Source organism: Campylobacter sp. BCW_6465 (assembly GCF_001762815.1).
GTDB lineage: Bacteria > Campylobacterota > Campylobacteria > Campylobacterales > Campylobacteraceae > Campylobacter_D > Campylobacter_D jejuni.
Genome location: NZ_MJXN01000112.1, coordinates 259,279 through 271,744 on the forward strand (window position 1 = coordinate 259,279; position 12,466 = coordinate 271,744).

13 protein-coding genes are annotated in these 12,466 nt (G+C 32.5%); all 13 read left to right on the forward strand.

The genetic code is table 11. The features are described from left to right. Positions 1–8: 8 nt before the first annotated feature. Complete coding sequence (guaB, locus tag AJ886_RS09475; protein ID WP_070286341.1) at positions 9–1,466, forward strand: IMP dehydrogenase; 1,458 nt, start codon at positions 9–11, stop codon at positions 1,464–1,466. Beyond that, complete coding sequence (gene xseB / locus AJ886_RS09480) at positions 1,463–1,636, forward strand: exodeoxyribonuclease VII small subunit (RefSeq protein WP_002853034.1); 174 nt, start codon at positions 1,463–1,465, stop codon at positions 1,634–1,636. The genes guaB and xseB overlap by 4 nt, the downstream gene beginning before the upstream one ends. Continuing rightward, a complete protein-coding gene (locus AJ886_RS09485; RefSeq protein ID WP_070233073.1) occupies positions 1,629–2,405 on the forward strand; it encodes a carbon-nitrogen hydrolase family protein in 777 nt (258 codons plus the stop codon). The genes xseB and AJ886_RS09485 overlap by 8 nt, the downstream gene beginning before the upstream one ends. Before the next feature lie 11 nt (positions 2,406–2,416). Then, the gene (locus AJ886_RS09490; protein ID WP_070287607.1) at positions 2,417–4,390 is read left to right on the forward strand and encodes an LTA synthase family protein; all 1,974 of its coding nucleotides are present in this window, start codon (positions 2,417–2,419) and stop codon (positions 4,388–4,390) included. A 62-nt stretch (positions 4,391–4,452) separates the two neighbouring features. Beyond that, positions 4,453–5,751, forward strand: coding sequence for a UDP-N-acetylmuramate--L-alanine ligase (gene murC, locus AJ886_RS09495; RefSeq protein ID WP_074470035.1), 1,299 nt, complete (start codon positions 4,453–4,455; stop codon positions 5,749–5,751). Beyond that, a complete protein-coding gene (locus tag AJ886_RS09500) occupies positions 5,744–6,094 on the forward strand; it encodes a hypothetical protein (RefSeq protein ID WP_002861781.1) in 351 nt (116 codons plus the stop codon). The genes murC and AJ886_RS09500 overlap by 8 nt, the downstream gene beginning before the upstream one ends. Then, complete coding sequence (locus AJ886_RS09505) at positions 6,084–8,294, forward strand: endonuclease MutS2 (RefSeq protein WP_074470036.1); 2,211 nt, start codon at positions 6,084–6,086, stop codon at positions 8,292–8,294. The genes AJ886_RS09500 and AJ886_RS09505 overlap by 11 nt, the downstream gene beginning before the upstream one ends. Next, the gene (locus tag AJ886_RS09510; RefSeq protein WP_070210240.1) at positions 8,291–8,992 is read left to right on the forward strand and encodes an SIR2 family NAD-dependent protein deacylase; all 702 of its coding nucleotides are present in this window, start codon (positions 8,291–8,293) and stop codon (positions 8,990–8,992) included. The genes AJ886_RS09505 and AJ886_RS09510 overlap by 4 nt, the downstream gene beginning before the upstream one ends. Then, complete coding sequence (locus AJ886_RS09515; protein WP_002861777.1) at positions 8,985–9,584, forward strand: LysE family translocator; 600 nt, start codon at positions 8,985–8,987, stop codon at positions 9,582–9,584. The genes AJ886_RS09510 and AJ886_RS09515 overlap by 8 nt, the downstream gene beginning before the upstream one ends. Before the next feature lie 3 nt (positions 9,585–9,587). Then, a complete protein-coding gene (dapE, locus tag AJ886_RS09520; protein ID WP_070233077.1) occupies positions 9,588–10,685 on the forward strand; it encodes a succinyl-diaminopimelate desuccinylase in 1,098 nt (365 codons plus the stop codon). 9 nt (positions 10,686–10,694) lie between these two features. Then, positions 10,695–10,886: a sulfur carrier protein ThiS gene (gene thiS / locus AJ886_RS09525; protein WP_002830937.1), complete on the forward strand. Its 192-nt coding sequence runs from the start codon at positions 10,695–10,697 to the stop codon at positions 10,884–10,886. After that, positions 10,883–11,686 (forward strand): thiamine biosynthesis protein ThiF, encoded by an 804-nt coding sequence (gene thiF / locus AJ886_RS09530; protein WP_074470037.1) that lies wholly within the window; start codon positions 10,883–10,885, stop codon positions 11,684–11,686. Before thiS ends, thiF begins: the two co-directional genes overlap by 4 nt. A 2-nt stretch (positions 11,687–11,688) precedes the next feature. Then, entirely contained in the window at positions 11,689–12,465 is a 777-nt protein-coding gene (locus AJ886_RS09535) for a thiazole synthase (protein ID WP_070233078.1), read from the forward strand. Position 12,466 lies beyond the last annotated feature (1 nt).

Genomic DNA, 12,466 nt, shown 5'->3' on the forward strand with positions numbered 1-12,466 from the left:
GATGAAAGATGAAAATTGTAAAAAGAGCTTTAACTTTTGAAGATGTATTACTGCGTCCTGGGTATTCTGAAGTTCTACCTAAGGAAGTAAAAATTCACACTAAACTAACAAAAAATATCACTTTAAATATGCCTTTAATCTCTGCGGCTATGGATACAGTTACTGAACACAGAGCTGCTATCATGATGGCAAGACTTGGAGGACTTGGGGTAATTCATAAAAATATGGATATAGCTTCACAAGTTAGAGAAGTAAAAAGAGTGAAAAAAAGCGAAAGCGGAGTGATTATCGATCCTATTTTTGTAAGTCCTAAAGCAAGTGTTGCAGAGGCTTTAGAAATCATGGCAGAGTATAGAATTTCAGGTGTTCCTGTAATAGATGAAGATAAGAAACTAATAGGCATACTTACCAATCGTGATTTAAGATTTGAGAGTGATTTTTCAAATTTGGTTGAAAATGTTATGACTAAAATGCCTTTAATCACTGCTCCAAAAGGTTGCACTCTAGACGATGCGGAAAAAATTTTTAGCACCAACAAAGTAGAAAAACTTCCTATAGTTGATGAACAAGGACGCTTGGAAGGACTTATCACTATAAAAGATCTTAAAAAACGCAAAGAATATCCTGATGCCAATAAAGATGGTTTTGGAAGATTGCGTGTGGGTGCGGCTATAGGAGTAGGGCAAATGGATCGTGTGGATGCTTTAGTTGAGGCAGGCGTTGATGTTGTTGTGCTTGATTCTGCGCATGGACATTCTAAGGGTATTATTGATACAGTAAAAGCAATTAAAGCTAAATATCCAAATTTAGATCTTATCGCAGGAAATATTGCTACTGCAGCCGCAGCAAAAGCACTTTGCGAAGCAGGGGTAGATGCGGTTAAAGTAGGTATTGGGCCAGGAAGTATTTGTACTACGCGTATTGTTTCAGGTGTGGGTGTACCTCAAATTTCAGCCATTGATGAATGTGTGGAAGAAGCAAATAAATTTGGCGTTCCTGTGATAGCCGATGGCGGGATTAAATATTCAGGTGATATTGCAAAAGCTTTAGCTGTAGGTGCGAGTTCTGTTATGATAGGATCGCTTTTAGCTGGAACAGATGAAAGTCCAGGAGAGCTTTTTACTTATCAAGGAAGACAATATAAGTCTTATCGTGGTATGGGCTCACTTGGGGCTATGCAAAAGGGAAGTTCAGACAGATATTTTCAGCAAGGTACTGCTCAAGATAAACTCGTTCCTGAAGGTATAGAAGGGCGTGTTCCTTATGTGGGAAGTATAAGAAGCGTGGTGCACCAACTTTTAGGAGGTTTGCGTTCTTCTATGGGTTATGTTGGGGCTAAAGATATAGAAGATTTTCAAAAAAGAGCTGAATTTGTTGAAATTACTACTGCAGGGCTTAAAGAAAGTCATGTGCATGATGTTACTATCACTCATGAAGCACCAAACTACAAGGTTAATCATCAATGAGTTTTGAAGAAAATTTAAAACACGCTAATGAATCTTTGGAAAAATTAAACAATCAAGAGCTTGCCTTAGATGAAAGTGTAAAAATTTATAAAGAAGGTTTAGAGAGTATCAAAAAAGCAAGACTTGAGCTTGAAAAAGCAAAATTAGAAGTGGAGCAAATCGATGAGTAAAATAGCAGCTTTACAGTTTCCAACTTTAGCTTTAAGTGAATCAAGGCTTGATTATTATCTCAAAGCTTCAAAAGACAATGGGGCAAATTTAGTAGTTTTGGGAGAATATGTGATCAATAGTTTTTTTACAGAACTTTTGCATATGCCAAAAAATATGATAAAAGAACAAAGCGAAGCTAAAAAAGAAAGCTTGATTAAACTTGCTAAAAAATATGAATTAGAAATCATCGCTCCTTATGTAAGCGTTGAAGCTAAAAGTTATAAAAAACTTTGCTTAAAAGTTACTCCAAATGGTGTTAAAAGTTATGAACAGCAAATTTTAATGCCTTATGAACATTGGAATGAAGAAAAATTTTTCAGCAACAAAACTCCATCAGAGTTAAAAATTTTTACTTTTAATTATGAAAAATTAAAATATGCCTTACTTTTTGGTTTTGAGACCCATTTTGATATCTTTTGGCAGCAGATTATGGCGAAAAAAATTGATTTGGTTATCGTTCCTAGTGCTTGCACCTTTGAAAGCAAACAAAGATGGGAAGAACTTTTAAAAACAAGAGCTTTTTTAAATTCTACAAGCATTTTAAGAGTAAATCGCATAGGCAAAACAAAAGATGAATGGAATTTTTACGGCGATACTTTGTTTATTAATGCTTTTGGTGAGATAGAAAGTAAATTAGGTTCTGAAGAAGAAATGCTTATCATAGAGCCTAAAAAAAGCGATGAGGCAAGAAAACTTTGGGCTTTTGATAAAATTCTTAAGAATTTTTAAAGAAGGTGAACATGAGAAAAATTTTACTTCAAATTTTTATTTTTAGTGTATTATTTATAGTAATTTTTACCATTAATCGTATTTTAATGCAAAATTCTTTTATCCCTACTGGTTTAATTGATGATAAAAATGAAATCTTTTTAATGTATCTTTTGGGTGTTTTTCATGATATAAGATTTTTAAGTGCAGCGTTTTTACCATTCTTGCTTTGTGGTTTTTTAAGTTTAATTTTTTCTAATATAAAAATAAATAATAAATTAGTAATATATAGTAAAAATTTTTATTTCATTTTTTCAAGCATTTACATAATTGTTCTTTCTTGTCTTTGTATAGGATTTTCTTATGCAAAATACTATTATTACGAAATTTACAAGACTAAATTTGATATTTTTATGTTTACTCTAAAAGATGATAATGCAAAAACTATTTTAAGTATTATTTATCATGATTATCCAATTTTAAAAATTTTAGCTTTAATGTTGATTTTTGGAGTCTTTGTATTTTTTTTAAATTTGAAAATATTAAATTTAAAGCTAAAACCTGTTAATTTAAGATTATTTCCCTTGATAGCTTTAAATTTAATATTAATTATTGTTTATGTTATAGCCTTAAGGGGCCCCTTTAAGCATGTGGCTATAAATGTACAAAATTATTCTTTTAGTGAGTATAGTGTTGTAAATGATACAATGTTAAATCCAATTATGGCATTTTCTTGGGCTTTAAAACAATATAAAGAAGAAGCGGCTTTGAAGGTTATCACACCTTTGAAAGCACAAGAACTTAAAGAAAAACTTTTTGATTATTTGCATCAAAGTCCTATAAATCTAAAAGCTGAAAAGAATCATCCTAGTGTATTTGTTAACTTAATGGAAAGTTTTGGGCTTAATTTGGCTGATTTTACAAATACAGAACATAATTTTTTAGGTTCATTAGATAAACATTTTAAGCAAGATTTTTTATTCAAACGCTTTTTGAGTTCTAGTAATGGAACTATACCAAGTTTTGCAAACTTATTTTTTGTAAGTCCATTTTCTAATATTTCTACAAGCAAATTTCAGAAAACTTATTTGGATTTAACACCTATTGCTATTTATAAGAAAGCAGGATATAAGGTGATTTTTGTAAGTGCAGGTAATGGATCTTGGCAAAATATTAAAAATTATCTCAGTATTTTGGGAGTAGATGAGATTATAGATGAAAATATTTTAATGAAAGAGTATAATGGAGCAAAAGATAGTGAAAATGGTTATGGGGTAGCTGATGAGTTTTTATATAAAAAAGTTTATGACTTACTTCAAAAAAATCCACATAAAACCCTTATAATTGCTCTTACTATTTCTAATCATCCACCTTATAAAATTCCGCAAAATGATTTGCCAAAATTACAAAACATTCCGCAAACTTTGCTTAATATGCTTCCTTATGAAAAAGATAAACAAGATAACATTATCAAAGCTTATACTTATGCAAACAATGAATTTGGAAAATTTCTAGATAAAGTAAAACAAAGTCCATTTAAGGATAGTGTCATTATAGCAGCAACTGGAGATCATAGAGTACGCGAAATGAGTATAGATTTAAATTCCCAAAAAGCTTTTGCTTATAGTGTACCTTTTTATCTTTATATTCCTAAGGATTTACAAGATGATATTTATTATGATAAAGATCGTGTAGGATCTCATAAAGATATTTTTCCAACTCTTTATGCTTTAAGTTTAAATAATGTTAAGTATTTAAGCGTAGGCGGAAGAAATATGTTAGCAAGACCAAGTGATGAGAAATTAGAATTTGGGATCAACGATGTTGTATGGATTAATAAAAAAGGTATTTATAGTGGCGGTAAAGGGTATTATTTTGAAAGTAATGATACTTTAAAAGATATGAATAAAGCTTTTAATCTTGATGTTTATACTAAAGACTTTGATAAATTTTATAGAGAGTTAAATTTATATCAATTAGCCGAGCGTTTAGGCATTTCAAAATAGGATTTATATTTTCTTTTTAGTAAAAAAGTGCTAAAATTAGCCTTTAAGGTATAAAGGTTTAAATGATGCAAAATATCCATTTTATCGGCATAGGCGGTATAGGAATTTCCGCTTTAGCAAGATTTTTAAAAGAAAAAGGTTTTAAAATTAGCGGAAGTGATCTTAAAGAGAGTAAAATCACTAAAGAACTAGAAAAAGAAGGGGTTAAGGTCAGCATCCCTCATCATAAAGACAATATTTTAAACAAAGATTTAGTTATTTATTCTGCTGCTATCAAAGAAGAAAATCCTGAATTTAAACACGCTAAAGAATTAGGCATTAAATGCCTTTCACGCAAGGAGGCCTTACCTCTTATCTTAGAAGATAAGCGCGTTTTTGCAGTTGCAGGAGCACATGGAAAAAGCACAACTTCAAGTATTTTGGCTTCTTTGCTTGATGATGCTTCTGTGATCATCGGAGCGATTTTAAAAGAATTTGGTTCAAATATGATTTATAAAGAAAGCCAAAACCTTGTTTTTGAAGCTGATGAGAGCGATAGTTCTTTTTTAAATTCAAATCCTTATTTGGCTATAGTTACCAATGCGGAAGCAGAGCATTTAGATCATTATGGTAATGAAGTTTCAAAACTCCATCATGCTTATGTGGAGTTTTTAGATACGGCTAAAATTCGCGTGATTAATGCTGAAGATGAGTTTTTGAAAAATTATAAAAATGAGTCAATCAAGCTTTATCCGAGCAAAGATATCAAAAACTGCACCATGTGTATAGAAAATTTCAAACCTTTTACAAGCTTTGAGTTGAAAGATTGGGGTGAATTTAAGGTTTTTGGCATGGGATATCATTTAGCCCTTGATGCGTCTTTGGCGATTTTGGCGGCTTTAAATTTCTTAGATATAGAAACGATAAGAACTAGGCTTAAAAATTATCAAGGTATTAAAAAGCGTTTTGATATTTTACATGCTGATGAAAATTTGGTTTTAATCGATGATTATGGTCATCATCCCACCGAAATAAAAGCGACTTTAAGCGCAGCACAAGAATACGCAAAATTAGGTAGATATAAAAAAATTACAGCCATTTTTGAACCTCACCGCTACACGCGTTTGGCTACAAATTTAAAGGAATTTGCAAAGGCTTTTGAAGGTGTTGATGAGCTTGTAATTTTACCTGTTTATGCTGCAGGAGAAGAGCCTATAGAACTTGATTTAAAAGCGGTTTTTCCTAAGGCTTTATTTGTAGAAGATATCAAAAGAGAGGGTAAATTTTTGGTGGCTTCTAAGGGGCAAGTTTTTGAAGAAGGGCTTATTATAGGTTTTGGTGCAGGAGATATCAGTAATAAATTAAGGCAAAAAAATGAGTAGGTTTTTTTTATATTTTTTAATTATCTTAATTTTAGCCTTAATCACTTTTGCTTTGCGTGAAAAATTAGGCAAAAAAACCAAACCTTTTTTTGGTATTTTGCTTGTGATCTTTATCATTTTAGCGGTATTTTTTGAATTTGAAAATACGCAAAAAAGTCGTTTAAGAACAGATATTATCGTAGCTTTTAATCAAAATAAAAATATTTTATGTAAAGATATTAATGTATCTAAGGCGTATTTTAACTATGAATTTGGTACAGGAAGTTTTATTTCAAAAGATAATAATCAAAGTTTTAATTCTTTAATCATAGATATTAAAGATTGCAGGTTAAATGATGAATGATGCAAAAGAAGAATTGATCTCAAAGCTTGATTTAAACGGCTATTTAGAAGAATTTAAAGGCCTTTTTGCAAGAGATAAGGAGATTTTTTTGCAAGGAGATTCTAATCTTCATTTTAAACGCATACATGAGCTTTGCGAGGTGGAATTTCCTGCTATGCCAGAGCTTAGCAATCTTGATAAAGCCTTAGTTCATTTAAGCAAGCAAGGAATTTTACATTTAGATGAAATTTTTGAATTTGTAAAAATTTTTCGTTATTTTGAAAAGTTAAAAAAAATAAAACTAGGAACAAATTTAGACTCTTGGCTACAAAAGATAGAATTTGTTAGCGGGGCTTTGGAGCTTTGTTTGAATTTCGATGAGAAAGGGGAATTAAAAGAAAGTTTAGATGAAAGACTTGTAAATCTTAATACCGCTCTAAGATTGAAAAACGAAAGCATAATAGCTGAGTTTAAGAAATTTTGCTATACAAAAGCTTTAATGCCTTATCTTATCGATACACAAATCCATCTTATAAACAATCTTGAAGCCTTGCTTGTAAGAGGCGGGTTTAATCACGCTATTAAAGCAAAAATCATAGGTAGAAGTAGTGGCGGTGGCTTTTATATCGTGCCTTTAAGTGTTGAAAATTTGCAAAATGATATAGAAAAAATCAAAAATCAAAAAGAAGAAATTTATTATGAATACGCTAAAAATTTCTCAGCTTTTTTAGCAAAAAACCTACCTTTTTTAAAATTTATCAATACAGCCTTTGATCTTTTTGATCATTATAGTGCTAGGGTTTTGCTTGCTAAAAAAAAGGATTTTGAAATTGTTTTGTGTGATCAAAGTACGGATTTAGTGCTTAAAAATTTCGCTCATCCTGCCTTAAAAAATCCAAAAAGCGTGAGTTTGGAATTTAAAAAACAAGTTTTAATCATCACAGGGGTAAATGCAGGCGGAAAATCCATGCTTTTAAAATCCATGCTAAGCGCAGCATTTTTAGCTAAACATCTTTTGCCTATGCATATCAAAGCAAGTGAAAGTAAAATTGGTACTTTTAAAGAATTTGATGCCATCATAGAAGATCCGCAAAATGTTAAAAACGACATTTCAACTTTTGCAGGAAGAATGTTGCATTTTTCTAGACTTTTTTCTAAGAAAAATTTGCTTTTAGGTATAGATGAAATAGAGCTTGGAACAGATTTTGAAGAAGCGGCTTGTTTGTATAGTGTGTTAATTTCAAAACTCATAGCTAATAATCTTAAAATCATCATCACCACGCACCACAAACGCCTTGCCATGCTTTTAGCAAAAAATGAGCAAGTTGAACTCATTGCTGCTTTATATGATGAAGAGCTTTCACGCCCAAAATATGAGTTTTTAAAAGGTACTATAGGAAAATCTTATGCCTTTGAAACCGCTTTGCGTTATCAGATTCCGCCGAATTTAGTTAGCGAGGCTAAAAAGCTTTATGGCGAGGATAAAGAAAATTTAGAAGAGCTTGTGGGTAAAAATATCAATCTTGAATTAGAACTAAAAGCTAAGCTTGAAAATGTTGAGAAAAAAGAGCAAAAAGTCGATGAAATTTTACTTTCTTTAAAAGATCAAAAAGAAAAAAATGAACAAGAATTTCGCACGAGTTTGAGAAATTTAGAATTTAAATTTCACAAAGCCATAGAAGAAGCTAAGAAAACCATACAGCTTAAAGACACAAAAGATAAGCAAAGAAGCCTTAATAAAGCCAATGAACTTAAAAAAGAAATCATCTTGCCAAGTATGGAGCAAAACGAAGAATTGCGTGTGGGGGATTTTGTAAAATATGAAAAAATTAAGGGTAAAATCATAAGCATTTCTAAAAACGATGCTATGGTTGAAAGCGATGGGATCAAACTTCGTGTGCCTTTAAAACTGCTTAAAAAAAGTGGTGCAATGCCAAAAAAAGTAGCAAAAACAAGTATAAGCGTAAGCAAACCAAGCAATCTAAGCGTAACTTTGGATTTGCATGGACTTAGGAGTGATGAGGCTATTTCAAGGCTTGATAAATTTATTTCAGATGCTTTAATAGCGGGATTTGATGAGGTTTTGATCTATCATGGTATAGGCACAGGAAAGCTTGCCTTTGCGGTAAGAGAGTTTTTAAAAACCCATAAAAGTGTTAAAGGCTTTAATGACGCACCGATCAATCAAGGTGGCTTTGGTGCTAAGGTGGTGAGATTATGAAAAACATTATGATATTAAGTGGAGCGGGTTTGTCTGCTCCAAGTGGACTTAAAACTTTTAGAGATAATGATGGACTTTGGGAAGAATACGATGTGATGGAGGTTTGCTCCGCAACAGGTTTTAGAAAAAACCCTAAAAAAGTGCTTGATTTTTACGATGCAAGAAGGGCGCAACTTCAAAATGTAAAGCCAAATCATGCTCATGAAAAAATCGCACAATTAAAAGAAAAATGGGGTAAAAATCTTTTTGTTATCACGCAAAATGTAGATGATTTGCTAGAGCGTGCAGGGTGTAAAGATGTAGTGCATTTGCATGGCTTTTTGCCCGAACTTCGCTGCTTAAAATGCGAAGAAATTTTTAATATAGGTTATGAAAAAATCACAGATAAACAATGCCCAAAATGCAAAAGTAAGGATTTAAGACACAATATAGTCATGTTTGAAGAGCAAGCTCCTGCTTATGCTATGCTTTATTCTTTGCTAAATCAAACTTCGCTTTTTATCAGCGTAGGCACAAGTGGGGCGGTTTTGCCTGTAGGGCGTTATGCTTCAATGTGCGAAAAAAGTATTTTAAATATCTACGAAAAAGATGCGAATTTAGAGCGGTATTTTGATAAAATCTATATAGAAGATATTATAAGCGCTATTGATAAAATCGCACTTGATATAGAAAATTTTATGAAAGATGGTAATGTTTGATTCTTTTTTAAGTGGAGTTTTTTTGGGCTTTGGAGTGAGTGTTCCTTTTGGACCTGTAAATATTTTGATTTTAACTTATGCACTAAAAGCTTTTAAAAATTCCATAGCTGTAGGACTTGGAGCATTTAGTATAGATATGCTTTATCTTTTTTTGCTTCAATTTGGGCTTTTAAATTTTTTAGACAATGTTATTTTTATGCGTTCTTTGGCGATTTTTGGTTTTTGTTTTTTAACTTATATGGCGTACTTGATGCTAAGAAAAAAGAAAGAAAGCTTAAATTTAGAGCATAAAGAATTTAAAGAAAGTCTTTTGAAAAGTTATATTAAAGGAGCTTTTTTAAATGGTTCAAATCCTTTTGTGATAGGATTTTGGCTTAGTGCTGCAAGCGTGGTTTTAAGTAGTGATCATGCTTATTTGATGACTTTAGGGCTTGTTGTGGCTATACTTTTTTGGGTAAGTGCTTTAGCCTTTGTGGTGGCAAGATATAGTCATGTTTTTAGTGCAAAAGTTGTTTTTATAATCAATATAATTTCAGCTATAATTATAGAGTATTTTGCTCTTAATTTATTATATAAAACTTTCTTAGGATAAAAAATGAATGCAAAAGAATTTTTAATCGAATTTTTAAAATTTAAATCTGTTACGCCAAATGATGATGGAGCTTTAAATTTCATCGCTATGGAACTGAGTGATTTTGAAGCTTTTTTTATAGAAAAAGAAGGCATTAAAAACCTTTTACTCACTAAAAAATTTAAAGATGAGGGTGAGCATTTAGCTTTTGGTGGGCATGTAGATGTGGTGCCTGCAGGCGAGGGTTGGAGTAGTGATGCTTTTGTGCCTATGGAAAAGGAAGGCTTTATCTATGCAAGGGGTGCTCAAGATATGAAAAGCGGAGTAGCAGCCTTTGTAGATGCGGTAAAGAATGCGGATTTTAAAGGAGCTAGACTTAGCCTTATTTTAACAAGTGATGAAGAAGGCGAAGCTATATATGGAACTAAGGCTGTTTTAGAATGGATGCAAGAAAGAGATATGCTACCTGATTATGCTGTGGTTGCCGAGCCAACCTGTGTTAAAAAAATTGGTGATAGTATTAAAATAGGGCGTCGCGGTTCTATCAATGGAAAACTTTTAATCCGTGGAAAACAAGGGCATGTTGCTTATCCTGAAAAATGTATCAATCCTGTGCATGATTTTGCACCAGTTTTAAAGCTTTTAGCGGGTTTTGATCTTGATCCTGGAAGTGCTGAATTTAGTCCTTCAAAAATTGTTATTACCGATATTCGCGGAGGTATGGGGGTGTGTAATGTTACGCCAAATGATTTAAAACTTATGTTTAATGTTCGCAATTCCCCCGATACAAGCTTAGAAGATGTAAAAAGTTATGTAGAAAAAATTTGTCATGGTTTAAACTATGAGTTAGAGCTAAAACAATCAAGCGAAGCTTTTTTGACAAATATCGATAATAAAATCGTTCAAAAAATGAATGAAAGCGTTCAAAAAATCACTCATGAAGTACCAGAGCTTAATACCAAAGGCGGTACAAGTGATGCAAGGTATTTTGCAAAATACGGTGTAAAGGTAGTGGAATTTGGGGTTTGTAATGATAGAATTCACGCTATTGATGAAAGAGTAAGTATAGAAGAATTTGAAAAACTTTGCCTTGTTTTTAAAGACTTGATAGAAAATTTTTAAAGGTTTAAAATGATTATCAATGGACAAAAGCTTGAGTTAAAAGAGCTTAAATTTATGGATTTTATTAAAGAAAAAGGTTTTAAAATCGAACTTATCGCTTTAGAATTAAATGGAGAAATCATACCAAAAAGTGAATTTGAAAATTTGATTTTAAAAGAAAACGATAAAGCTGAAATCGTAAGCTTTGTAGGAGGCGGTTGATGAGAGTGAAATTTAATGGCAAAGAACTTGATACAGACTTTAAAACAAGTTTGGAATTTTTTGAAAATATCAGCAAAAATGAAAATGATGTTTGGATTATCAATGGTTTTGCAACAAAAGAGAATATCGCTTTAAACGAAGATGATGAGCTTTTTTGCATAGAAAAAAATACTTTACCTCCAAAAGATGCACTAGATGCTATGATGAGAGCAAGACACACTCCAAAACTTCACGATAAACTTAAAAATGGGCGCGTGGCGGTGTGTGGTTTAGGCGGACTTGGATCACATATAGCGATAAATTTAGCAAGAAGTGGTGTGGGGTTTTTAAAGCTGATTGATTTTGATGTGATTGAGCCTAGCAATTTGAATCGTCAAGCTTACCGTGTAAGTGATTTGGGTAAATTTAAAACCGAAGCTTTAAAGGAGCAAATTAGCGAGATTAACCCTTATATCAGCGTTGAAATTTGCACTTTAAAAATCGATGAGGATAATTTAAAGTCTTTGTTTAAAGATATAGATATAGTTTGCGAAGCCTTTGATGGTGCTATCGCAAAAGCGATGATGGCACAAAATTTTCATAGATTTTACAAAGATAGTATTTTAATCTGTGCTTCAGGGCTTGCGGGCTATGGTGATAGCAACAGCATACAAACAAGAAAAATTGCTAAAAATTTCTATGTATGTGGGGATTTGGTAAATGGTGCTAAGCTAGGAAATGGACTTATGGCGCCAAGGGTAAATATTTGCGCAGGACATCAAAGTAATCTTGTTTTAGAGCTTTTAGCAAATAAGGAGTAAAAATGCAAGAAAATTTAAAAAATGATAAATTAAAAATAGGCAAATACGAGTTTGATTCAAGATTTATTTTAGGTTCTGGAAAATATTCGCTAGAGCTTATAAAATCAGCCATAGAAGAAGCTAAAGCGCAGATTATCACTCTAGCCTTACGCCGTGCAAATACAGGGGAAATTGCAAATATACTTGATTATATCCCTAAAAATATCACACTTTTACCCAACACTTCAGGCGCAAGAAACGCCGATGAAGCCTTACGCATTGCAAGGCTTTCAAGAGAGCTTGGTTGCGGAGAACTTATCAAGATAGAAGTGATAAGCGATAGTAGGTATTTGTTGCCTGATAATTATGAAACGATTAAAGCTTGCGAGCTTTTAGCTAAAGAGGGCTTTACGCCTTTACCTTACATGCATGCTGATCTTTACGCAGCTAGAGCTATGCGTGATGCAGGAGCTGCGGCTATCATGCCTTTGGCAGCACCTATTGGGAGCAATAAAGGCTTATGTGCTAAGGAATTTATACAAATTTTGCTTAATGAAATTGATTTGCCTATTATTGTAGATGCGGGTATTGGAAGTCCTGCACAAGCTTGTGAAGCTATGCAAATGGGAGTAAGTGCGGTGATGGTAAATACAGCTATAGCTGAAGCTAAAGATATAGCCTTGATGGCTAGAGCTTTTTCTTTGGCGGTAAATGCGGGAAGAGCGGCTTTTTTAGCAGGTTTGGCAAGTGTGAGCGAGGCTAAAGCAAGTTCTCCATTAACAGGCTTTTTAAGGGGTTAAT

What these genes read in the sequence shown, in the direction of transcription:
- guaB (WP_070286341.1), top strand. Translation starts at nt 9, where the DNA reads ATGAAAATTGTAAAAAGAGCTTTAACTTTTGAAGATGTATTACTGCGT.
- xseB (WP_002853034.1), top strand. Translation starts at nt 1,463, where the DNA reads ATGAGTTTTGAAGAAAATTTAAAACACGCTAATGAATCTTTGGAAAAA.
- AJ886_RS09485 (WP_070233073.1), top strand. Translation starts at nt 1,629, where the DNA reads ATGAGTAAAATAGCAGCTTTACAGTTTCCAACTTTAGCTTTAAGTGAA.
- AJ886_RS09490 (WP_070287607.1), top strand. Translation starts at nt 2,417, where the DNA reads ATGAGAAAAATTTTACTTCAAATTTTTATTTTTAGTGTATTATTTATA.
- murC (WP_074470035.1), top strand. Translation starts at nt 4,453, where the DNA reads ATGATGCAAAATATCCATTTTATCGGCATAGGCGGTATAGGAATTTCC.
- AJ886_RS09500 (WP_002861781.1), top strand. Translation starts at nt 5,744, where the DNA reads ATGAGTAGGTTTTTTTTATATTTTTTAATTATCTTAATTTTAGCCTTA.
- AJ886_RS09505 (WP_074470036.1), top strand. Translation starts at nt 6,084, where the DNA reads ATGATGAATGATGCAAAAGAAGAATTGATCTCAAAGCTTGATTTAAAC.
- AJ886_RS09510 (WP_070210240.1), top strand. Translation starts at nt 8,291, where the DNA reads ATGAAAAACATTATGATATTAAGTGGAGCGGGTTTGTCTGCTCCAAGT.
- AJ886_RS09515 (WP_002861777.1), top strand. Translation starts at nt 8,985, where the DNA reads ATGTTTGATTCTTTTTTAAGTGGAGTTTTTTTGGGCTTTGGAGTGAGT.
- dapE (WP_070233077.1), top strand. Translation starts at nt 9,588, where the DNA reads ATGAATGCAAAAGAATTTTTAATCGAATTTTTAAAATTTAAATCTGTT.
- thiS (WP_002830937.1), top strand. Translation starts at nt 10,695, where the DNA reads ATGATTATCAATGGACAAAAGCTTGAGTTAAAAGAGCTTAAATTTATG.
- AJ886_RS09535 (WP_070233078.1), top strand. Translation starts at nt 11,689, where the DNA reads ATGCAAGAAAATTTAAAAAATGATAAATTAAAAATAGGCAAATACGAG.